This window comes from Streptomyces thermolilacinus SPC6, assembly GCF_000478605.2.
Lineage (GTDB): Bacteria > Actinomycetota > Actinomycetes > Streptomycetales > Streptomycetaceae > Streptomyces > Streptomyces thermolilacinus.
Genome location: NZ_ASHX02000001.1, coordinates 2,308,943 through 2,329,750, shown reverse-complemented (window position 1 = coordinate 2,329,750; position 20,808 = coordinate 2,308,943). Strand labels below are relative to the sequence as shown.

General features: G+C 72.8%; 20 protein-coding genes. 14 read left to right on the top strand and 6 right to left on the bottom strand.

Translation table 11 applies throughout. From position 1 onward, the window contains the following. The 10 genes from J116_RS09650 to J116_RS09600 all read left to right on the top strand — a co-directional run bounded on the left by J116_RS09650 (window position 1) and on the right by J116_RS09600 (window position 12,327). Window positions 1-891 carry an N-acetylneuraminate synthase family protein gene (locus tag J116_RS09650; RefSeq protein WP_023586884.1) on the top strand — a complete coding sequence of 297 codons (891 nt, stop codon included), beginning with the start codon at window positions 1-3 and terminating at the stop codon, window positions 889-891. Then, window positions 888-2,009 carry a hypothetical protein gene (locus J116_RS09645; RefSeq protein WP_023586883.1) on the top strand — a complete coding sequence of 374 codons (1,122 nt, stop codon included), beginning with the start codon at window positions 888-890 and terminating at the stop codon, window positions 2,007-2,009. The genes J116_RS09650 and J116_RS09645 overlap by 4 nt, the downstream gene beginning before the upstream one ends. A 194-nt stretch (window positions 2,010-2,203) precedes the next feature. Next, window positions 2,204-3,427: a M20 family metallopeptidase gene (locus J116_RS09640; RefSeq protein ID WP_023586882.1), complete on the top strand. Its 1,224-nt coding sequence runs from the start codon at window positions 2,204-2,206 to the stop codon at window positions 3,425-3,427. 1,091 nt (window positions 3,428-4,518) lie between these two features. After that, entirely contained in the window at window positions 4,519-5,568 is a 1,050-nt protein-coding gene (locus tag J116_RS09630; RefSeq protein ID WP_023586881.1) for a BMP family lipoprotein, read from the top strand. Window positions 5,569-5,819: 251 nt separating this feature from the next. Next, complete coding sequence (locus J116_RS09625; protein WP_079147700.1) at window positions 5,820-7,385, top strand: ABC transporter ATP-binding protein; 1,566 nt, start codon at window positions 5,820-5,822, stop codon at window positions 7,383-7,385. Next, a complete protein-coding gene (locus J116_RS09620) occupies window positions 7,382-8,491 on the top strand; it encodes an ABC transporter permease (RefSeq protein ID WP_023586879.1) in 1,110 nt (369 codons plus the stop codon). Before J116_RS09625 ends, J116_RS09620 begins: the two co-directional genes overlap by 4 nt. Then, window positions 8,488-9,759, top strand: coding sequence for an ABC transporter permease (locus J116_RS09615; protein ID WP_023586878.1), 1,272 nt, complete (start codon window positions 8,488-8,490; stop codon window positions 9,757-9,759). Before J116_RS09620 ends, J116_RS09615 begins: the two co-directional genes overlap by 4 nt. After that, window positions 9,756-10,160: a cytidine deaminase gene (locus J116_RS09610; RefSeq protein ID WP_023586877.1), complete on the top strand. Its 405-nt coding sequence runs from the start codon at window positions 9,756-9,758 to the stop codon at window positions 10,158-10,160. Before J116_RS09615 ends, J116_RS09610 begins: the two co-directional genes overlap by 4 nt. Before the next feature lie 124 nt (window positions 10,161-10,284). Beyond that, a complete protein-coding gene (locus J116_RS09605) occupies window positions 10,285-11,562 on the top strand; it encodes a thymidine phosphorylase (protein WP_023586876.1) in 1,278 nt (425 codons plus the stop codon). A 381-nt stretch (window positions 11,563-11,943) separates the two neighbouring features. Further along, window positions 11,944-12,327 (top strand): STAS domain-containing protein, encoded by a 384-nt coding sequence (locus J116_RS09600; RefSeq protein ID WP_069818295.1) that lies wholly within the window; start codon window positions 11,944-11,946, stop codon window positions 12,325-12,327. On the opposite strand, the gene J116_RS09595 is transcribed toward J116_RS09600, so the two are convergent. The 3 genes from J116_RS09595 to J116_RS09585 form a co-directional block, all read right to left on the bottom strand. Next, complete coding sequence (locus tag J116_RS09595; protein ID WP_235617334.1) at window positions 12,260-13,225, bottom strand: sigma-70 family RNA polymerase sigma factor; 966 nt, start codon at window positions 13,223-13,225, stop codon at window positions 12,260-12,262. The two genes, J116_RS09600 and J116_RS09595, sit on opposite strands and share 68 nt — an antisense overlap. A gap of 94 nt (window positions 13,226-13,319) precedes the next feature. Then, window positions 13,320-13,970: a L,D-transpeptidase family protein gene (locus tag J116_RS09590; RefSeq protein WP_037947314.1), complete on the bottom strand. Its 651-nt coding sequence runs from the start codon at window positions 13,968-13,970 to the stop codon at window positions 13,320-13,322. Window positions 13,971-14,207: 237 nt separating this feature from the next. Then, a complete protein-coding gene (locus tag J116_RS09585; protein ID WP_023586872.1) occupies window positions 14,208-15,524 on the bottom strand; it encodes an MFS transporter in 1,317 nt (438 codons plus the stop codon). Window positions 15,525-15,587: 63 nt separating this feature from the next. On the opposite strand from J116_RS09585, the gene J116_RS09580 reads away from it, so the two are divergent. Together J116_RS09580 and J116_RS09575 are read left to right on the top strand one after the other, a co-directional pair. Then, on the top strand, window positions 15,588-16,550 hold the full coding sequence (locus tag J116_RS09580; protein WP_028963879.1) for a LysR family transcriptional regulator: 963 nt from the start codon (window positions 15,588-15,590) through the stop codon (window positions 16,548-16,550). Between the two features lie 70 nt (window positions 16,551-16,620). Next, the gene (locus J116_RS09575) at window positions 16,621-17,028 is read left to right on the top strand and encodes a hypothetical protein (RefSeq protein ID WP_051203458.1); all 408 of its coding nucleotides are present in this window, start codon (window positions 16,621-16,623) and stop codon (window positions 17,026-17,028) included. A 16-nt stretch (window positions 17,029-17,044) separates the two neighbouring features. Here the strand turns inward: J116_RS09575 and J116_RS09570 are convergent, their stop codons facing one another. Continuing rightward, entirely contained in the window at window positions 17,045-17,818 is a 774-nt protein-coding gene (locus tag J116_RS09570; protein ID WP_023586870.1) for an alpha/beta fold hydrolase, read from the bottom strand. A gap of 219 nt (window positions 17,819-18,037) precedes the next feature. On the opposite strand from J116_RS09570, the gene J116_RS09565 reads away from it, so the two are divergent. After that, window positions 18,038-19,192, top strand: a complete 1,155-nt coding sequence (locus J116_RS09565) for an adenosine deaminase (RefSeq protein WP_023586869.1) — start codon at window positions 18,038-18,040, stop codon at window positions 19,190-19,192. 138 nt (window positions 19,193-19,330) lie between these two features. Continuing rightward, the gene (locus J116_RS09560; RefSeq protein WP_028963877.1) at window positions 19,331-19,654 is read left to right on the top strand and encodes a hypothetical protein; all 324 of its coding nucleotides are present in this window, start codon (window positions 19,331-19,333) and stop codon (window positions 19,652-19,654) included. Window positions 19,655-19,812: 158 nt separating this feature from the next. On the opposite strand, the gene J116_RS09555 is transcribed toward J116_RS09560, so the two are convergent. After that, window positions 19,813-20,013, bottom strand: coding sequence for a PspC domain-containing protein (locus tag J116_RS09555; RefSeq protein ID WP_028963876.1), 201 nt, complete (start codon window positions 20,011-20,013; stop codon window positions 19,813-19,815). 91 nt (window positions 20,014-20,104) lie between these two features. Continuing rightward, window positions 20,105-20,728 carry a VanZ family protein gene (locus J116_RS09550; RefSeq protein ID WP_023586868.1) on the bottom strand — a complete coding sequence of 208 codons (624 nt, stop codon included), beginning with the start codon at window positions 20,726-20,728 and terminating at the stop codon, window positions 20,105-20,107. Window positions 20,729-20,808: the final 80 nt, after the last annotated feature.

Below are 20,808 nucleotides of genomic sequence, written 5' to 3'. Positions count from 1 at the left end.
ATGAACGACCAGCGCACGCGCACCCTCGGCGGCCGTCCCGTCGGCCCCGGCCACCCCGTCTACGTGACCGGCGAGATCGGCATCAACCACAACGGCGACCTCGACAAGGCCCTCGCGCTCGTCGACGCGGCCGCCGACGCGGGCTGCGACGCGGTGAAGTTCCAGAAGCGCACCCCGGAGATCTGCACGCCCCGCGACCAGTGGGACATCGAGCGCGACACCCCCTGGGGCCGGATGACGTACATCGACTACCGGCACCGCGTCGAGTTCGGCGAGACGGAGTACCGCGCCATCGACGAGCACTGCCGGGCGCGCGGCATCGCCTGGTTCGCGTCCCCGTGGGACACCGAGGCGGTGGCGTTCCTGGAGAAGTTCGACGTACCGGCCCACAAGATCGCGTCCGCGTCCCTCACCGACGACGAACTGCTGCGCGCCGTCCGCGCGACCGGCCGTACGGTCATCCTCTCCACCGGCATGTCCACGCCCAAGCAGATCCGGCACGCCGTCGAGGTCCTCGGCTCCGACAACATCCTGCTCTGCCACGCCACGTCCACCTACCCGGCGAAGGCGGAGGAGCTGAACCTCCGCGTCATCGAGTCCCTGCGCCGTGACTACCCGAACATCCCGATCGGCTACAGCGGCCACGAGACCGGCCTCCAGACGACGCTCGCCGCCGTCGCGCTGGGCGCCGTCTTCGTGGAGCGGCACATCACCCTGGACCGCGCGATGTGGGGCTCCGACCAGGCCGCGTCGGTCGAACCGCAGGGCCTCACCCGGCTCGTCCGCGACATCCGCACCATCGAGACCGCGCTCGGGGACGGCGTGAAGCGGGTGTACGACTCCGAGCTGGCGCCCATGAAGAAGCTCCGCAGGGTCCTGGCCCCGGCATGACGCCCCGACACCCCGACCCGGCACCCCCCACCCCGGTCGTCGCCCTGGCCGAAAGCCCCGTCCAGGTCCTGAACGTCCTGGAGTGGCGGTACGCGCGCCCCGACGGCCACGACGGCGACGCGCTGGGCGGCGACAGCGACCCGCTCGCGCACCGGGGCGGCCCCCTGACGCTGGTCGTCCTCCCGCCCACGGACCCCATGTCGCGCGGCCAGCTCCGCCGCATGGCCGCGCTGGCCCGCGACGAGGGCGTCACCGTCCGGTGGCAGGAGGCGCGGGGCGGCGCGGCCAGGGGCGGCGGCCCCGTCCGTACGCTGCGCGACCTGGCGCCGCTGCTGCGGGGCGCGCAGCGGGTGCTGGTCGGCGACCCGTTCTCGCGGTACGTGCAACTGCTGCTCAGCGTGTTCCCGCCGCGCCGGGTCACGGTGGTGGACGACGGCACGGCGACCATGGAGTACGCCGCCCAGCTGGCGCGCGGCGAGCGGCTGGTGCGCTGGCACCGGCGCGGCGACCGGGGCCCGCGCGAACTGGCGCTGGCGCCGGTCACGGCCCTGGCCCGCCGCCGACTGGCGCCGGGACGGCGCCGTACGGTCGAGATCTTCACCGCCCTGCCGGTCGAGGCGCCCGCGGGTACCGAGGTGCACCGGAACCGCTTCGGCTGGACCCGCGCCCGGTTCGGGCCGCCCCGGCTCGCCGCGGGCGCGGACCTGGTCGGCACGTCGCTGGTGGAGACGGGCGTGGTGGACCCCGACCGGTACGTGGAGGCGGTCGCCGCACTCGCCGCGGCGCACGGCGTGAGGCGCTACTTCGCGCACCGCCGCGAGAGCGTGACGAAGCTGCACCGCATCGCCACCACGACGGGCCTCGAGATCGTCCGGCCCGAGCTGCCGCTGGAGGTGATCGCGCGGCGCGGCCCCATCGGCCGTACGGTGCTGAGCTTCCCCTCCACGGTCGTGCACACCCTCCCGGCGGCTCTCGCCGGCACGGGCGTCACGATCACCGTCTGCGACGTCGCCCCCGAGTGGCTGCGGGCGACGGCCCCGCCGAGGGCCCGCGGCTTCCTCGCGACGGTGACCGAGACGGCCCGCTCGGCACACGGTCTGTCGCTGACCGGAACGTAAACGACTGTTAACCCGCCCGCCCCTCGACCGCCCCGATCAAGATCAATGAACCCTCGAAACGCGTGAGCTTACCCACTGCGGACCCCCGTCAAGCCCGCTCCGGCGGGTTTCTTTCCCCTAACGGGCGGAAGTTTTGTAGATCACACGTAAGTTGGAGGGCAAAGACGCCTACCCTGTGATGGGTGAACAAGTTGATGTCCCGCGAGTCCGAAGCCGACGTTCCCGACGAAACGCCCCTCCTCGGTACGCTGCCGGAGTCACTCCGCACCGAGCTGATCGCCTTCCGCCGGGATTTGCACATGCACCCGGAGCTCGGCAACCAGGAGTTTCGCACCACGGCCGCCCTCAAGGCCCGGCTGGAGGCCGCCGGTCTCCACCCGAGGGTCCTGCCCGGCGGCACGGGACTCACCTGCGACATCGGCACCTGGGACGGCCACCGCCCCATGCTCGCCCTGCGCGCGGACATCGACGCCCTGCCCATCCCGGACACGAAGGCGGACTGCCCGTACCGCTCGACCGTCCCGGACCGCGCCCACGCCTGCGGGCACGACGTCCACACGACGACGGTCCTCGGCGCCGGGCTCGTCCTCGCGGACCTGCACCGCCAGGGCCTCCTGCCCCGTCCCGTACGGCTCCTCTTCCAGCCCGCCGAGGAGGTCCTGCCCGGCGGCGCGGTCGACGCGATCGAGGCGGGCGTCCTGGACGGCGTCGGCCGGATCATCGCCGTCCACTGCGACCCGCGCGTCGACGCGGGGAAGATCGGCCTGCGCGTCGGGCCCATCACGTCCGCCTGCGACCGCCTGGAGGTCACCCTCGACGGCCCCGGCGGCCACACGGCGCGCCCGCACCTGACCACGGACATGGTCACCGCGGCGGCCCGCGTCGCCACGGACGTCCCGGCGCTCCTGGCCCGCCGCATCGACGCCCGTTCCGGCCTGGTCCTCACCTGGGGCCGCATCGAGTCCGGCCACGCCCCGAACGTCATCCCCCAGCACGCGGAGCTGGGCGGCACGGTCCGCTGCCTGGACATCGAGGCGTGGCGCGGCGCGCCGGACCAGGTGTACGCGGCGATCGACGAGGTGGCGGCCCTGCACGGCGCGAAGGCCCAGATCGACTACGTACGGGGCGTCCCGCCGGTCGTCAACGACCCGGTGATCACGGAGCTCCTCCGCGAGTCCATGCAGCGTCGCCGGGGCCCGTACGCGGTGGAGGACACCGAGCAGTCCCTGGGCGGCGAGGACTTCTCCTGGTACCTGGAGCACGTCCCGGGCGCCATGGCCCGCCTCGGCGTCCGCCGCCCCTCCGACACGACCCACCTGGACCTCCACCGCGGCAACTTCGACGTGGACGAGACCGCGATCAAGGTGGGTGTCGAGCTCTTCACCGCGGCCGCCCTGATCGACGCGGGCGCCGCGTAACCCCGGAGCGGGGCCCGCCCGGGCCCCGCTCCCGTCAGGCGACGGTGTACTCGATGTCCCCGAAGTCGGCCGCCACCCGCAGCCTGCCTCCCAGCGCCTCCACACGGACCGCAACGTCGCCACCTCGGTGCGTCCGCCTCGCCGTGCTCGATGGCCGAGACCCTGGGCGCGGAGACCCCATGCTCGTCGCGACGTCCTTCTGCGTGAGCGCCTGCTCCCGCCGGATCTCCGCGAGCCGATACGCCCGCACCTCGTCCCGCAGCCGCTCCATGTCGGCCCGCTTCTCCTCGGCGGACCGAACCGGCAGCCCCGCGGCCTCCCGGCGCGCGCATGGCCCGCTTCGTCTCCTCCCCCCCCACGGCCGGCCTTGTCCCCGGCGACACCAGCAGCACTGCGCGTCGTACTGGGCCGAAGGCGGACAGGATGCGTACCTGCCGGGATCGTGATCCGCTCGTTTACCTGGTAAAAGGGGTGCCCGGCCATCGACGCGCAGGGTCGTACAGGGTCGCCCCGTAGGAAGTGAGCCCGGAGGGGCCCCGCCCCCACCGGCAGTGGGTGAACACCCCCACCCGGGGGCGGCCGCGGGCGCGGCGCGACCGCCCGCCGACGGTGGGCGGACACCCCCGGGGGCGGCCGCCCGGCACAGCGCCACACGCCCACCCGCAGTGGGCGAACGCCCCACGTGGCGGCAGCCGCCGGGCGCAGCGCCACCCACCCCGCCCCAGGCGTACCTCCACTCGGCGCAGCCGCACAGCGCCGCCCGCCCCGCGCGCCGTCGCCCGCCCCGCGCCACCCGCACCACCCCCCGACCCCCTCACCCCCCGCCCCCCTGGCCGATTACCGCCGTTGCTCCGCATGGAGGGAACCCTCACCCCGTCCCGCACGTCGCGTCGACAACCCGTGGTCGGCGGGACACGCTGGGGTGACCCCGTACCCGGTGGAGGCTGCCGGAAGGGGGCTGGTGGGCGGCCTGTTCGCGACGAATCGATAACGGCTTCCGTACAGGGCTTTATCTGACATCTACGCGCGTTACGATCGCCCGCGAAACCAGCGCCGGAAGAGGCGCTTCGGTCAGGTCGAAGGAGCCCCCCTTGCGCCGGATCACCAGGATCGCCACCGCGGGTATCGCGTCCGCGGCGCTCGCGCTCAGCGTCACCGCCTGTGGAGGTGACAAGAAGTCGGACACAGCCGGCGACTCGAAGGACGGCAAGGCCGCCATCGCGTACGACATCGGTGGCCGCGGCGACCAGTCGTTCAACGACGCCGCGTACGCCGGTCTCGCGAAGGCCGAGAAGGAGTTCGGCATCTCCGGCACGGAGGCCGAGCCCAGCGAGGGTGAGGGCGACCCGGACAAGGTCCAGCGCCTCACGTCCCTCGCGCGCGCCGGCAACAACCCGGTCATCGGTGTCGGCTTCGCGTACGCGCCGGCCATCGCCGAGGTCGCGCCGAAGTTCCCGGACACCACGTTCGGTCTGATCGACGACACGTCGAAGACCGGCAAGAACATCGCCAACCTGGTCTTCAACGAGGAGCAGGGCTCCTACCTGGCCGGCGTCGCCGCCGCCAAGGTGACCAAGTCGAACACCGTCGGCTTCATCGGCGGCGTCGAGACCCCGCTGATCAAGAAGTTCGAGGCGGGCTTCGTCCAGGGCGTCAAGGACACCAACAAGAACGTCAACGTCAAGGTCCAGTACCTGACGCAGCCGCCGGACTTCGGTGGCTTCTCCAAGCCCGACCTGGGCAAGGCCGCCGCGCAGGGCCAGATCGACGCGGGCGCCGACGTGATCTACGCGGCCGCCGGCCTCGCGGGCTCCGGCTCCATCGAGGCCGCCGCCAAGGCCAAGAAGTGGGCCATCGGCGTGGACTCGGACCAGTACAACCAGTCCGGTCTCGCCGCGTACAAGGAGTACATCCTCACCTCGGTGACCAAGGACGTCTCCGGCGCGGTCTACAACCTGATCAAGTCGGTCAAGGACGGCAAGCCGCAGAGCGGTGAGGTCCGCTACGGCCTCGACGCCAACGGCGTGGGCCTGTCCACCTCGAACCCGGCCTTCACCAAGATGACCGAGGTCATCGCCGCGGTGGACAAGGCCAAGGCCGACATCGCGTCCGGCAAGGTCAAGGTTCAGACCGCCCCGTAACGCGGTCACGGGCCAGGGCCCGGCCCAGGGGTCCGGAACGACGGCGTCCCACCGCCGTTCCGGACCCCGGGTCACGTCCTGGCCATGGGTTTTGGCATTAGGGATCGCTACGCGCGTAGAACCCTCTCCGGCGCGATAACTTCGGGCCCACCGAAGCCTCACAACAAGCCACGAAGCCCCACTGTGCCCAGCGTGACCCGCCCGTCCCCCGCCCCGCTTCTTCGCTCCTTTCTCGCCAAGGAGAGTGCGTCATCAACGCGTCCAGCCCCCCCGCCGTGGAACTGCGCGGCATCACCAAGCGCTTCCCCGGCGTCGTCGCCAACCACGACATCGACATCACCATCCGCAAGGGCACCGTCCACGCCCTGGTCGGTGAGAACGGTGCCGGCAAGTCGACCCTGATGAAGATTCTCTACGGCATGCAGAAGCCGGACGAGGGCACCATCACGATCGACGGCAAGCAGGTCTCCTTCCACAGCCCCGCCGACGCCATCGCGACCGGCATCGGCATGGTCCACCAGCACTTCATGCTGGCGGACAACCTCACGGTGCTGGAGAACGTCGTCCTCGGCAGCGAGAAGCTGTACGGCATCGGCTCCCGCGCCCGCGACAAGATCAAGGAGATCTCCGACGCGTACGGGCTGAACATCCGCCCCGACGCGCTCGTCGAGCACCTCGGTGTCGCCGACCGCCAGCGCGTGGAGATCCTCAAGGTCCTCTACCGAGGCGCCCGGACGCTCATCCTCGACGAGCCCACCGCGGTGCTCGTCCCGCAGGAGGTCGACGCGCTCTTCGACAACCTGCGCGAGCTCAAGGCCGAGGGCCTCACCGTCATCTTCATCTCCCACAAGCTGGGCGAGGTGCTGTCCGTCGCCGACGACATCACCGTCATCCGGCGCGGTACGACGGTGGGCACGGCCGACCCGAGGACCACCACGCCCAAGCAGCTCGCCGAGCTGATGGTCGGCAGCGAGCTCCCCTCGCCCGAGACCCGCGAGTCCACGGTCACCGACGTGCCGATGCTCCAGGTCGAGAACCTGCGCCTGGCGCAGACCGACCCCGACGGCATCGTCCGCGAGGTACTCGGCGGCATCACGTTCACCATCCACAAGGGCGAGGTCCTGGGCATCGCCGGTGTGGAGGGCAACGGCCAGACCGAGCTGATCGAGGCGCTGATCGGCATGCGCGCCCCGGACGGCGGCGTCATCACCCTCGACGGCACCGACATCTCCCGCGCGCCCACCCGCAAGCGGCGCGAGGGCGGCATCGGGTACATCCCCGAGGACCGCCACCGCCACGGCCTGCTGCTGGAGTCCCCGCTCTGGGAGAACCGCATCCTCGGCCACGTCACCGAGGCGCCCAACAGCAAGCGCGGCGTCCTCGACCCCAAGGCGGCCCGCCAGGACACGGAGCGGATCGTGCGCGAGTACGACGTCCGCACCCCCGGCATCGAGGTCACCGCGGCGTCCCTCTCCGGCGGCAACCAGCAGAAGCTGATCGTCGGCCGCGAGATGAGCCACAACCCGAAGTTCCTGATCGCCGCCCACCCCACCCGCGGTGTGGACGTCGGCGCGCAGGCGCAGATCTGGGACCAGATCCGGGAGGCCCGCCGCGAGGGCCTCGCCGTACTGCTGATCTCCGCCGACCTGGACGAGCTGATCGGGCTCTCCGACACCCTGCGGGTGATGTACCGCGGCCGCCTCGTCGCGGACGCCGACCCCGCCACGATCACCCCCGAGGAGCTGGGCTCGGCCATGACGGGCGCCGCCACCGGTCACCTTGAGCACAACAACGACGCGGACGGTGAGGGCCGATGAAGAAGTTCGACAAGGACAAGGTGCTGCTGGGCATCGCGGGCCCGGCGCTCGCCCTGGCCGTGGCCTTCGTCCTCACCACGCTGGTGCTGCTCGCCTCGGGCCGTGACCCGATCGAGCCGTACGTCCTGATGATGGAGACCGTCGAGTTCCCCGACGTCCAGGTCCTCATCATCAACCAGACCGGCGCCTACTACCTGGCGGCCCTCGCCGTCGCCGTGGGCTTCCGGATGAACCTGTTCAACATCGGTGTGGACGGCCAGTACCGCCTCGCGGCGATGCTCGCCGCCGTCGTCGGTGCCAACGTCGAGCTGCCCGGCCCGCTGCACATCCTGCTCATCGTGCTCGTCGCGGTCCTCGTCGGTGCCTTCTGGGCCGGTATCGCCGGTTTCCTCAAGACCACCCGCGGTGTCAGCGAGGTCGTGTCCACGATCATGCTGAACGCCATCGCGACCAGCCTGATCGCCTGGATGATCCTGCCCGCCAACCTCGGCGAGCAGCTGAAGGGCTCCAACGACCTCACCACCGGCGAGATCCCCGAGTCCGGCTGGATGACCGGCCTCGCCGTCGAGGGCGGCAACATCTACGGCTTCACCCTCGTCGCGTTCGCGCTCGGTGTCGTCTACTGGTTCGTCCTCAACCGCACCCGGTTCGGCTTCGACCTGCGCGCCACGGGCGCCAGCGAGTCCGCCGCCCAGGCCAGCGGCGTGGACGCCAAGAAGATGGTCCTCACCGCCATGCTGATCTCCGGCGGTGTCGCGGGCCTCACCGGTCTGCCCCTGCTGCTCGGCCAGACCCACACGTACAGCCTGAGCTTCCCCACGGGCGTCGGCTTCATGGGCATCACCGTCGCCCTGCTCGGCCGCAACAACCCGATCGGGATCTTCTTCGCCGCGCTGCTCATGTCCTTCCTGGAGAAGGCCTCGGGTTCGGTCATCGCACCGGACTTCGAGAAGGAGATCGCCATGATCATGCAGGGCCTGATCGTGATCGCGGTGGTCGTGTCGTACGAACTCGTCCGTCAGTACGGGCTCCGCAGGCAGCAGCAGAAGGTGGGCGAGGAGCTCGCCGCCCAGGCCCGCAAGAACAAGGAGGACGTGGCGGCATGAGCGAGTCCACGAGCACGGTTACCCCCGCGGCCACCGCGCCGCGGAAGGGCGGCGGGCGCAGCAGGCTGTCCCTGCCCGTCATCCTGCTGATCATCGCGGGCGGTCTCGCGCTGTTCTCGCTGGTGCGCGTCATCAGCGGCGCCGACGACCTGACCTCGGTCGGTCAGGTGTCCGGTGCGCTCCAGCTGGCCGTGCCGATCGGCCTCGCGGGCCTCGGCGGCCTGTGGGCCGAGCGGGCCGGCGTGGTCAACATCGGCCTCGAGGGCATGATGATCCTCGGCACCTGGTTCGGCGCCTGGGCGGGCTTCCAGTGGGGCCCCTGGACCGGTGTCCTGGCCGGCCTGATCGGCGGCGCGCTGGGCGGCCTCCTCCACGCGGTCATGACGGTCACGTTCAACGTCAACCACATCGTGTCCGGTGTGGCGATCAACATCCTCGCCGTGGGCGCCACCCGCTACCTGTCGAACTTCACGTTCGCCGAGGCTCCCGGGGGCTCCTCCAAGCAGTCCCCGCGCATCGAGGCCATCGACCGGATCACCATCCCGGGAGTGTCCGACGCGCTCGCCGAACTCCAGGCCAAGCACTGGTTCTTCGTCTCCGACGTGGCCGGTGTCCTCGGCGGCCTCGTCACCAACCTGTCGCTGCTGACCGTCCTGGCGCTCGCCCTGATCCCCGCCACCTGGTGGATCCTGTGGCGCACGGCCTTCGGCCTGCGGCTGCGCTCCTGCGGTGAGAACCCGATCGCCGCCGAGTCGCTGGGCGTCAACGTCTACAAGTACAAGTACATCGCCGTCCTCGTCTCCGGCGCCCTCGCGGGCCTCGGCGGCGCGTTCCTCGCGATCGTCTCGACCGGCATCTACCAGGAGGGCCAGACCGGCGGCCGCGGCTTCATCGGCCTCGCCGCGATGATCTTCGGCAACTGGATGCCGGGCGGCCTCGCCCTCGGCGCCGGCCTGTTCGGCTTCACCGACAGCCTCAAGCTGCGCGGCGGCGCCGAGAACGTCCACGCCATGCTGCTCCTGCTGGCGATCCTGCTGGTGGTCGCGCTCGTGTGGACGCTGTACAAGAAGAAGTACGTGGCCGCCGCCGTGTCCGCCGTCGCCTCCGCCGTGCTGTTCACCTGGTACCTGATGACGGAGTCCCTGCCCAGCCAGTTCGTGGACGCCGCGCCGTACGTCACGACGCTGCTCGTGCTGGCCCTGTCGGCGCAGCGGCTGCGGATGCCCAAGGCCAACGGCGCGCCGTACAAGAGGGGGCAGGGCAAGTGACCGCCGCCCCCGAGCCGCCCTTCGACTGGGACGCCCTGCACACCGCGGCGCGGGACGCCATGTCCCACGCGTACGCGCCGTACTCGGGCTACCCGGTCGGGGCGGCGGCCACCGTGGACGACGGCCGCGTGGTCACCGGCTGCAACGTGGAGAACGCCTCGTACGGCATCGGCCTGTGCGCCGAGTGCGGGCTCGTCTCCCAGCTCCAGGCCACGGGCGGCGGCCGGCTGACGCACTTCGTGTGCGTCGACGGCCGCGGCGAGACGCTCGTGCCCTGCGGCCGCTGCCGGCAGCTGCTGTTCGAGTTCGGCGGCGGGAAACTGCTGCTGGACACCCCGGACGGCGTACGGACGCTGGACGAGATGCTGCCGCAGGCGTTCGGCCCCGGGCACCTCGCCTAGCCGTACGGCCCACACACCCGCCCGGCCCCTTCCCCTCCGCACAGGTGGGGGAGGGGCCGCGCCGCCCACTTTCTCTATGCGCGTAGAAACTCCGCCGCAGCCCGCTGGAAGGAACACTGATCCCATGGACGCGATTTCCGTCATCCGCACGAAGCGGGACCGGGGCGAACTGACCCCGGAGCAGATCGACTGGGTCATCGACGCGTACACGCGCGGCGAGGTCGCCGACGAGCAGATGTCGGCCCTCGCGATGGCGATCCTGCTCAACGGCATGAACCGGGCGGAGATCGCCCGCTGGACCGCCGCGATGATCGCCTCGGGCGAGCGCATGGACTTCTCCTCGCTCTCCCGCCCCACCGCCGACAAGCACTCCACCGGCGGTGTCGGCGACAAGATCACGTTGCCGCTCGCGCCGCTCGTCGCCGCGTGCGGCGCCGCCGTGCCGCAGCTCAGCGGCCGGGGCCTCGGCCACACCGGCGGCACCCTCGACAAGCTGGAGTCCATCCCCGGCTGGCGGGCGCTGCTCTCCAACGAGGAGATGCTCCACGTCCTCGACACGACCGGCGCCGTCATCTGCGCGGCCGGTGACGGCCTCGCCCCCGCCGACAAGAAGCTGTACGCGCTGCGCGACGTCACCGGCACGGTCGAGGCGATCCCGCTGATCGCCTCCTCGATCATGTCGAAGAAGATCGCCGAGGGCACGGGCTCGCTCGTCCTCGACGTGAAGGTCGGTTCGGGCGCGTTCATGAAGAACATCGAGGACGCCCGCGAGCTTGCCTCCACCATGGTCGGTCTCGGCACCGACCACGGCGTCCGTACGGTCGCCCTGCTCACCGACATGTCGACGCCGCTCGGCCTGACGGCGGGCAACGCACTGGAGGTCCGCGAGTCCGTCGAGGTCCTCGCCGGCGGCGGCCCCGCCGACGTGGTGGAGCTGACCGTGGCGCTCGCCCGCGAGATGCTCGACGCGGCCGGGATCAAGGACGCCGACCCGGCGAAGGCCCTCGCGGACGGCTCCGCGATGGACGTGTGGCGCCGCATGATCGCCGCGCAGGGCGGCGACCCGGACGCCGAGCTGCCGGTCGCGCGGGAGCGGCACGTCGTGACCGCCGCCGAGTCGGGCGTCCTGACCCGCCTCGACGCGTACGGCGTGGGTGTCGCCGCCTGGCGCCTCGGCGCGGGCCGCGCCCGCAAGGAGGACCCGGTGCAGGCGGGCGCGGGTGTGGAGCTGCACGCCAAGCCGGGCGACACGGTCACGGCCGGGCAGCCGCTGATGACGCTGCACACGGACACGCCGGAGAAGTTCGACTACGCCCTGAAGTCCCTGGAGGGCGCCTGGGACATCGCCCCGACGGGCACGGCGTTCACCCCGCACCCGATCGTCCTCGACCGCATCGCCTGACCCGCCCCGCCCCACGACGGTGGCCCGCCCGGTGCGGGGCACGGCGACCCCGCACCGGCTGTGCTCGGCGCGGGGGCAGGTCCCCTACGGGTCCGCTCCCCTGTGGTCTCACCTTGCGGGGGCGCGGCCGTCTGCCACCTTCGCCGTGCCCCCGCCCCGCGCGGGGCATGGCGACCGCGGCCTCCCCTGCGGACCCGCCCCGTCGTGCGGGCGCGGTGACCGCCACCTCCGCCGGGCCGTCCCGTGCGGGGGCGGATCGCCTGCCCGCAACGGGGGCGGCCCAGGGTTCTGCGCCGCACGCATAGGTGCGCAAGCTCCAGGGCTGGGCATCCCGGAGCGGTGGCCCCTGGAGGGGCCGCGCGACGGGCCCCGGCGCGGGCGATGAGTTCCGGGCGCGGCGGGGGTCTGGTCTGTGTGGAGGACACCGAGCCGATCGTTCTGCGCGTCGGCGGGCTGGTCGAGCCCGCCGACGCCCCGCGCCTGTGCGCCGAGCTGACCGCGCTCCTCGACGGCGCCGCCCCGGGCGCGCCCGCCGTCGTGGACGCGGACGCGCTCGTACGCCCCGGTCTCGCCGCCGTCGAGGCGCTCGCCCGGCTGCGGCTGACCGCGCACCGCCTGGGCCATCCCCTGACGGTGCGGAACGCGCCGCCCGACCTGCGGGCGCTGCTGGCGCTGCTCGGGCTCGCGGACCGGCTGCTCAGCCCTCCAGGCGCTCCGGGAGGTCGAACAGCGGGAACCAGCGCTTCACGTCCAGGAACGACGTGATCCCGGAGACCTTGCCGTCCTCGATCTCGATGACCATGAGCGCCCACGGGCTGAACCCGCCCTCGGGGTCCGGGTGGTAGTGCGCGAACGCGGGCGTGCCGTTCGCCACCGTCGGCACCAGGCGCGAGCCCCGGCAGACCTCGCCGACGCCCAGCATCCAGCCCACGATGTCGTCGTGGCCCCGCAGCCACAGGTCGAAGGGCGGCATGGACAGCGTCGCGTCCTCGTGGAGCAGCGCCGTCAGCGCCGCCATGTCGTACGCCTCGAACGCCGCGACGTACCGGTTCAGGAGGTCCCGCTGCTCCTCGTCCAGCGGGTCCGCCGCGTCCGTCTTCGCCGGGTCCGAGGCGGCGAGCGTCGCGCGGGCCCGCTGGAGGGCGCTGTTCACCGACGCGACCGACGTCTCCAGCAGCTCGGCGACCTCGCTCGCCTTCCAGGCCAGCACCTCCCGCAGGATCAGCACGGCCCGCTGCTTGGCTGGCAGGTGCTGGAGCGCCGCGACGAACGCGAGGCGCACCGACTCGCGGGCGAGGGCCGCCTCGGCCGGGTCGGCGGACTGCGGCAGCACCCGCCCGTCGGGCACCGGCTCCAGCCAGGTCACCTCGGGGCGGGCGGTGAGCTGGGCCTGCGCGACGGGCGTCGCCGCCGTCAGGTCCATGGGGCGGGCGCGGCGGTTGCCCGCGTTCAGCGCGTCCATGCAGACGTTCGTCGCGATCCGGTACAGCCAGGAGCGCAGCGACGAGCGCCCCTCGAACCGGTCGAGTGCCCGCCAGGCGCGCACCATCGTGTCCTGGACGGCGTCCTCCGCCTCGAAGGCCGAACCGAGCATCCGGTAGCAGTAACCGGTCAATTCCGTCCGGTACTCCTCGAGCCGGTCCTGGAGACCTTCGGGAGCCATCACGTCCGCCATCGCGTCCACCCCTGTCGCGCTGTGCCTTCCTTCTTACGGGAAGCTACCGGAGGGGACTGACAACGCGGGCCGGAACGGCCTGTCAGGTGCCGGGCTTCCGCCCGTAGACGAACACGTCGTCGCCGTTCTTCAACAGGTTCCAGTATGCCTTCGCGTCGGCCGGGCGCATGTTGACGCAGCCCCCGGAACCGGGCGGGTTGTACATGGACTTGTCGGTCGCGTGGAACGCCTGCCCGCCGTCGAAGAACTGCGAGTGCGGCATCCACACCTTGTAGATCGTGGACCAGTGCTTGAGGCTGCGGTAGTAGATCCTCTTCGCGCCCGTACGGGTCTCCGCGCCGTCCCGTCCGGTGCGGACCGGGACCGGCCCGTACACGAGCTTCCTGCCGTCCTGGACCCAGCTGAGCTGCCGGGTCAGGTCGACGCAGGCGATGCGGCCCTTGTTGACCGGGCAGGCGCCCGCCTTGTTCGGGTTCTTCCCGGCGGCCCGCTGCTTCAGGATCGTGTCCATCGTGCGCCAGGTCAGCGGCCCGGCGTAGCCGACGGTCGGCGTGATGCCGTGTGCCTGCTGGAACGACCGGATCGCCTTGCAGTCCGCCGGTGACTGCTTGCCGTCGACCGGCCGGCCGAGGAACTTCTCGACCTGCCTCTGGTACGGCCCCGTCTGCGTCGTGCACGACGCGGCGGCCTGCGCGGTGCCCGCGCCCACCGCCATCGTCAGCGGCACGACCATGCCCGTCACGCCCAGCGCGACGCCGGTGCGCCGCCGCAATGCCCCGCCCCTGAGCCCCATGCCCTCGTCCCCTCCCGCGCGTCCGCCGCGCTTCTCGTTCCGTAGGACGTTCAGGGCAGGGGGCCGGTTACGTCAAGAGCCGACTCGTTTCCGTTATGGAGGGCGTACCGGGAGCGGAAGGGGCGGCACGGCGTACGCCCCGCGCACGTTCGCCCCGCGCACGCCTGGCGTGCACCCTCAGCGGGGCCCGCCCGCCGCGACGACCAGGCTCCGCCGCTCCTGCCGGACGGAGCCGCAGCCCCGCTCCCGCGCCCGCCGCCGCTCGTCCACGCGCGCGCGGTGCGTGCCGTACAGGGTGAGCGACACGACGCCCACCACCGCGACCAGGCCCAGCAGCACCGTGCCGGACCAGCCGCCCGCGTGGTACGCGACCGCGCCGAGCGTGCCGCCCACGCTGCTGCCCAGGTAGTACGCCGACTGGTACAGCGCCGAAGCCTGCGCCCGCCCGGTGGTCGCCGTCCGGCTCACCGACGACGAGGCGACCGCGTGGCCGGCGAAGAACCCGGCGGTGATGAGCACCAGGCCCGCCAGCACCCCGGCCAGCGACCCGGCGAGCGACAGCAGCAGCCCGGCCGCGGTCGTGGCCACCGCCAGGTACAGCGCCCCGCGCCGCCCCATGCGCCCGACCAGCCGCCCGGCCGCCGCGGACGACACCGTACCGACCAGGTACACGAGGAACACCGAGCCGACGACACCCTGCGGCAGCGAGAACGGCGCCTCCACCAGCCGGTAGCCGATCACCGTGTACACGGCGCCGAACACCGTCATGAACAGCGCGCCGATCGCGTACAGCCGCAGCAGCAGCGGGTCCGACAGGTGTCCGCGCACCGTCCGCCCGATCGCGCGCGGGTCCAGCGGCGACGGCGTGAAGTGCCGCGCGGCGGGCAGCAGCAGCCGGTACGCGACGACGCAGACCACCGCCAGCAGCCCCACGGCTGCGAGCCCCGCCCGCCAGCCCCACAGCTGCGCGACCCAGCCGGTGACGATCCGTCCGCTCATCCCGCCGATGCTGTTGCCCGCGACGAACAGCCCGATCGCCGCGACCAGCGCCTTCGGCCGCACCTCCTCCGCCAGGTACGCCATCGCGGAGGCGGGCACGCCCGCGAGCGCGGCGCCCTGCACGGCGCGCAGCACGACCAGCCACTCCAGGCTCGGCGCGAACGGCACCAGCAGGCCCACGGCGACGGCCGTGACCAGCGAACCGGTCATCATGGCGCGCCGCCCCAGCCGCTCGGACAGGGCGCTCAGCGGAACTACGCACAGCGCGAGCGCGCCGGTCGCGGCGGAGACGGTCCAGCTGGCGGCCGAAGCGGTCACGCCGAAGTCGGCGGAGACGGCCGGGAGCAGGGCCTGCGTCGAGTAGAGGAGGGCGAACGTCGCGACGCCGGCGGCGAAGAGGGCGAAGCTCATCCGGCGGTGGCCGGGGCGTCCGGGAGCGAGGCGCGTGTCGGCGTCCACGGCTGCCGTGGACGCCTTGGTACTGGCGGGAGACATGCCTCGACCGTACGAGGAGGCCGGTTCATGCGTCCAATGCATGGAACGGCTTTAATCGTTCCCATGGTGCATGAGTACAGGTCACAGCCTCGGCTGTCACTGAACAGTAACGAAGAAGAAATGGGCCTGCTGCTCGCCCCTCGCCTGGCGTACTTCGCGGCGGTCGCCCGCCACGAGCATGTGACCCGCGCCGCGCACGAGACGGGCGTCCCGCAGTCCACGCTGTCGCGGGCCGTGGCGCGCCTGGAGGACGACCTCGGGGTCACGCTGTTCGCCCGCAAGGGCCGGGCCCTGTCGCTGACTCCGGCGGGCCGCACGTTCCTGCTCGCGGTGGAGCGGGCGCTCGGCGAGGTGGAGCGGGCCGCCGAGGCGGTGCGCGCCGACGTGGACCCGACGGCGGGGCGCGTCGCGTTCGGGTTCCTGCACACGATGGGGTCGGAGACCGTGCCCGCGCTGCTGCGGGCGTTCCGCGTCGACCACCCGAAGGTCCGCTTCACGCTCGTCCAGAACTACGGCGAGGCCATGATCGAGCGCCTCCGGGCGGGCGAACTGGACCTGTGCCTCACCTCGCCGGTGCCCGACGCCCCGGACCTCGTCGGGCGGCGCCTGGACGAGCAGCGGCTGCGGCTCGTCGTGCCGGACGACCACCGGCTGGCGGGCCGCAAGCGGATCAGGCTGGCGGAGGCGGCCGACGAGGCGTTCGTGACCCTGGAGCCGGGGTACGGGCTGCGCCGGATCACCGACGACCTGTGCGCCGAGGCGGGGTTCCGGCCGCGCGTGGCGTTCGAGGGCGAGGAGGCGGAGACGTTGCGCGGGCTGGTCGCGGCGGGCCTCGGCGTCGCCCTGCTGCCGCCGCCCGCGGTGCCCCGGCCGGGCGTGGTGGAGCTGACGGTGACGGCTCCGCGCGCGGTGCGGGAGATCGGCGTCGCCTGGCAGGCGGGGCGCCCGGACACGCCCCCGGTGGCGGCGTTCAAGAAGTTCCTGCTGTCCCGCAGGGGAAGGCTCCTGGGCGTCGCCGAGCAGTGAAGGGCCCCGCGGCAGAGCCCGGCACGGGGCGCTGCGGCATCGGGCGGCGCGCTCCGGGTACCCGGTCGCCATGACCAGGAACGACGACCAGCACCCCGTACGGCCTCAGGGCACGGAGCCGTACGACGCACAGGACCACGACACCGGACGCCGCCCCGTGGACCAGCGCGGCGGCCACGAGTCGGAGGCGGCCGACGCGGCGCGCCGCGCGGAGGAGGAGCGGGCGCGGTCCCGGCCGTTCAGCTACCCGCACGGCGAGCGGCGGGCGGGCGTCCGCGCCACCCGGCACGTGACCCGGGAGCAGGCCGACGCGGACAGCGTGCCCGGCGTCCCCGGCGGGTACGGCACGACCGGCGGCGGCCAGCCGGGCGGCAGCCCCGGCATCAACCCGGACCGGGAGGGCACGGTCGACCCGTCCGAGTACGCCGACACGATCGCGGGAGGCGAACCCGACCCGCGCCGCCGCGACGATCAGTGACGGGCGGCCCGGCGGGTCAGGGCCGCAGCGAACGCCCGAACCCGGCCGCCAGCGGCATCCGCAGCCCCAGCGGCGGCGGCGCCGCGAACGCGTCGGTGACCGGGCGGGTGTACGGGCGGCCGAAGAGCGAGCCGAGCACGAAGTCGAGGGCCAGCGACAGTACTTCCTCGTGGTGCTGGCGCAGTGCGTGCCCGTCCGAGTGGACCTCGAAGCGGCACGTCGTCCGGTTCGCCTTCTTGGCGCGCACGGCCAGCCGGTAGGAGAGGTCCGGGTGGGCCACCGCGTCGGTCGTCCCGTGCACGATCATCACCTGACGGCCCACCAGCTGGCGTACCGGCTCCGGCTCCGCCGCCACGTCGTCCTCCGGCAGCCACGGCGCCAGCGCCAGTACGGAGACGACCGCCGCGTGCCCCGCCGCCCGCAGCGCCGCCCGGCCGCCCATGCCGTGGCCCACCAGGCACACCGGCACGTCGCCGTGACGGCGCACCACCTCGGCGACCGCCCACTGCGCGTCCGCCGCGAGCCGCGCGTCCGTGCCGTTCCAGCCGCGCCCCCGGTACCGCACCACGTGCGCGGCGACCCCGTCGTCCCGGCCCGCCCGGACCAGGCGCCGGGCCAGCGGCAGCAGGGCGGCGCGGTGCAACGGCGAAGCGCGGCGCGCCGATTCCGGCGAGCCGTCGGGCAGGAGGAGCACGACGCCCCCGACAGCCGCCGTGTCCGACCCCCCTACGGCCCGCCCCAGGCGCGGCTGCCGTGCCCCGCCAGGCCCTACGAGTGCGTGGTGTGCCATGGCAGAACAGTCTCAGAAGAGGAGGTGTACGCCACCCGTACACGCGGTCACTGTTCCGTATCGAGTGACGTGTCCCCATCGAGCGACGGCGGACGCCGCGTGCGCGCGGCACCGGCGCGGGCGCGACCCCGCGTGGCGGTGCGACGCCAGCGCGGGGCGCACCCGCCCAACTCACGTCGCCTGCGCGCCCTCTACGCGCGTAGGAGCTAAGGTGCGAAAATGACGAGCCCGAGCCCTTCCCTCCCCACCGCGGACCAGATCCGCCGCGCCCCGAAGGTCCTCCTGCACGACCACCTCGACGGGGGACTGCGCCCCGGCACGGTCGTCGACCTGGCCCGCCAGAGCGGCTACGACGCCCTGCCCGAGAGCGACCCCGACCGGCTCGGCCGGTGGTTCCGCGAGGCCGCCGACTCCGGCTCCCTGGAGCGGTACCTGGAGACGTTCGCCCACACCTGCGCCGTCATGCAGACCCGCGACGCCCTCTTCCGCGTCGCGGCCGAGTGCGCGGAGGACCTCGCCGAGGACGGCGTCGTGTACGCGGAGGTCCGCTACGCCCCCGAACAGCACCTGGAGGGCGGCCTCACCCTCGACGAGGTCGTCACCGCCGTCAACGACGGTTTCCGCGAGGGGGAACGCCGCGCCCGCGAGCGCGGCCACCGCATCCGCGTCGGCGCCCTCCTCACCGCGATGCGGCACGCCGCCAGGTCCCTGGAGATCGCCGAGCTGGCCAACGCCCACCGCGACGCGGGCGTCGTCGGCTTCGACATCGCGGGCGCCGAGGCCGGCTACCCGCCCACCCGGCACCTCGACGCCTTCGAATTCCTGAAGCGGGAGAACAACCACTTCACCATCCACGCCGGTGAGGCGTTCGGCCTGCCGTCCATCTGGCAGGCCATCCAGTGGTGCGGCGCCGACCGCCTCGGCCACGGCGTCCGCATCATCGACGACATCCAGGTCGCCGACGACGGCACCGTCACACTCGGCCGCCTCGCCGCGTACGTACGCGACAAGCGCATCCCCCTGGAGATGTGCCCCACCTCCAACCTCCAGACCGGCGCCGCCGCCTCCTACGCCGAGCACCCCATCGGCCTGCTCCGGCGGCTCCACTTCCGAGCCACCGTCAACACCGACAACCGGCTGATGTCCGGCACCAGCATGAGCCGGGAATTCGAGCTGCTGAGCGAGACATTCGGCTACACGCTCGACGACATGCAGTGGTTCACGGTCAATGCGATGAAATCAGCGTTCATCCCTTTCGATGAACGACTCGCGATGATCAACGATGTGATCAAGCCCGGATACGCCGAGCTCAAGTCCGAATGGCTGTTCACACAGACCGCCGCCACCAGGGCTTCTTCCCCCGGGAACGCCTGAGCGCGGCGCCACGGGCAGGGGGCCGGAACGGCCGGGAATTCCATGACCCGGCCGTTTCCGGTGTTTGCGGGCCGCCTGACGCGATCGCTAAGTTGCAGAGCCGCTCATGCCCCCGATTCTCCCCAAGGACGAATTTCGATGAAGCAGTCCGCTGCCAAGACCCTCGGCGTCGCCGCGCTGGGTGCCGCTTTCGCCGTCTCCGCCGCCGGCAGCGCCTCCGCGCTCACCGCCGTCCCCACCGGCCCCGTCCTGGAGACCGCCACCCAGGCGCTGCCGGTCGCGCAGGCCGTCTCCGCCCTCCCCGGCGGCGCGGGCGAGACCGCCTCCATCGCGGAAGGCGCCCTCGGCGCCGTCACGCAGGCCGCGCCCGCCATCCCCGTGGACACCCCGGTCGACCCCGTCGTGGGCCTTCTCGGCGGCCTTCCCGTCGGCGGCAGCCTCCCCGCCGCCGGTCTCGGCTGACCCGGACTCGGCACCCGGACCCGGCCGACCCGACGGGGCTGACCCGGACGCGGACCGGACCCGGCACACACCGCGGCGGTGGGCGCGCACCCAGGAGGGGCGCGCCCACCGCCGTACCGCGTCACGGCCAGAGGCTCCGACAGGGGCCGCGGCGGCGGCTACCAGGCCGCGTTCGCGGACTTCTCGGACGGCAGCAGCATCCACAGCGCCAGATACAGCAGGACCTGCGGACCCGGCAGCAGACACGACGCGACGAATATGACCCGCATCGTCGTCACCGAGGTGCCGAAGCGCCGGGCCAGCGCCGCGCACACTCCGCCGATCATGCGTCCGTCACGGGGGCGGGCAAGTGCGGCCATGGTGGGCTCCTTCGTCAGGGGCTGAGCGGAAGCCGCCGACCGGCTTCCGGTGTATCCATCCTCACCCGCCTACCCCGGACAAAGCATCGGACTACGGGGCGATCCCGACCCTGGGAATCCTCGGGGTAGCACCCTGAGACACCTCCTCCCGCCGCAGGGCACCACCCCGCCGCCGCTTCCCCCCCAGGGCGGACCCCGCGACCGGCCCCGCGCCGGACCACCGGCCCGCCCCCGCACCCGCGCGCGGCCCCTGCGCTCCGCCGCCCGACGCGGCGGCCAGCCTGCGCCGCAGCCGCGCCCGCCACGCCGGAACGACCGCCAGGTGCGCCAGCGCCACACCCGTCGTGTTCAACAGCACCGCGTCCACATCCACGACCCGGCCCGGTACCGCCGTCTGCAGCAACTCGATCCCCAGCGACACCAGCGCCCCCGCCGACACCGTCCGTACGAGAGAAGCCCACCGCGCCACATCCAGACGCGCGTCCGCCAGCGGCAGCAACACGCCCAGCGGCGCCAGCAGCAGCAGACCCTCACCGATCCGCCGCGCCGCCTCCGCCGGGCCCAGCGCCAGATCGGCCTTGATCCCCGCCAGCGGCTCCAGATTCGCCGCCGTCACCCACATCACATCCAGCGGCCGCAGCGTCAGCCACCCCACCAGCACCAGATGGAGGAAGAGAAGAGCGAGTCCCGCCACGCGGTAGCGGATGGCGGCCATGCCGCCCGGACCTTGACGCTGCACGCCACCCAAGACGCGCCCCCCGGCAGGATCGGTTCCGCTCCTCCTCTTTTGGCTCC

What these genes read in the sequence shown, in the direction of transcription:
- J116_RS09650 (WP_023586884.1), top strand. Translation starts at nt 1, where the DNA reads ATGAACGACCAGCGCACGCGCACCCTCGGCGGCCGTCCCGTCGGCCCC.
- J116_RS09645 (WP_023586883.1), top strand. Translation starts at nt 888, where the DNA reads ATGACGCCCCGACACCCCGACCCGGCACCCCCCACCCCGGTCGTCGCC.
- J116_RS09640 (WP_023586882.1), top strand. Translation starts at nt 2,204, where the DNA reads ATGTCCCGCGAGTCCGAAGCCGACGTTCCCGACGAAACGCCCCTCCTC.
- J116_RS09620 (WP_023586879.1), top strand. Translation starts at nt 7,382, where the DNA reads ATGAAGAAGTTCGACAAGGACAAGGTGCTGCTGGGCATCGCGGGCCCG.
- J116_RS09615 (WP_023586878.1), top strand. Translation starts at nt 8,488, where the DNA reads ATGAGCGAGTCCACGAGCACGGTTACCCCCGCGGCCACCGCGCCGCGG.
- J116_RS09605 (WP_023586876.1), top strand. Translation starts at nt 10,285, where the DNA reads ATGGACGCGATTTCCGTCATCCGCACGAAGCGGGACCGGGGCGAACTG.
- J116_RS09600 (WP_069818295.1), top strand. Translation starts at nt 11,944, where the DNA reads ATGAGTTCCGGGCGCGGCGGGGGTCTGGTCTGTGTGGAGGACACCGAG.
- J116_RS09595 (WP_235617334.1), bottom strand. Translation starts at nt 13,225, where the DNA reads ATGGCTCCCGAAGGTCTCCAGGACCGGCTCGAGGAGTACCGGACGGAA.
- J116_RS09590 (WP_037947314.1), bottom strand. Translation starts at nt 13,970, where the DNA reads ATGGTCGTGCCGCTGACGATGGCGGTGGGCGCGGGCACCGCGCAGGCC.
- J116_RS09585 (WP_023586872.1), bottom strand. Translation starts at nt 15,524, where the DNA reads ATGTCTCCCGCCAGTACCAAGGCGTCCACGGCAGCCGTGGACGCCGAC.
- J116_RS09580 (WP_028963879.1), top strand. Translation starts at nt 15,588, where the DNA reads ATGGTGCATGAGTACAGGTCACAGCCTCGGCTGTCACTGAACAGTAAC.
- J116_RS09575 (WP_051203458.1), top strand. Translation starts at nt 16,621, where the DNA reads ATGACCAGGAACGACGACCAGCACCCCGTACGGCCTCAGGGCACGGAG.
- J116_RS09570 (WP_023586870.1), bottom strand. Translation starts at nt 17,818, where the DNA reads ATGGCACACCACGCACTCGTAGGGCCTGGCGGGGCACGGCAGCCGCGC.
- J116_RS09565 (WP_023586869.1), top strand. Translation starts at nt 18,038, where the DNA reads ATGACGAGCCCGAGCCCTTCCCTCCCCACCGCGGACCAGATCCGCCGC.
- J116_RS09560 (WP_028963877.1), top strand. Translation starts at nt 19,331, where the DNA reads ATGAAGCAGTCCGCTGCCAAGACCCTCGGCGTCGCCGCGCTGGGTGCC.
- J116_RS09555 (WP_028963876.1), bottom strand. Translation starts at nt 20,013, where the DNA reads ATGGCCGCACTTGCCCGCCCCCGTGACGGACGCATGATCGGCGGAGTG.
- J116_RS09550 (WP_023586868.1), bottom strand. Translation starts at nt 20,728, where the DNA reads ATGGCCGCCATCCGCTACCGCGTGGCGGGACTCGCTCTTCTCTTCCTC.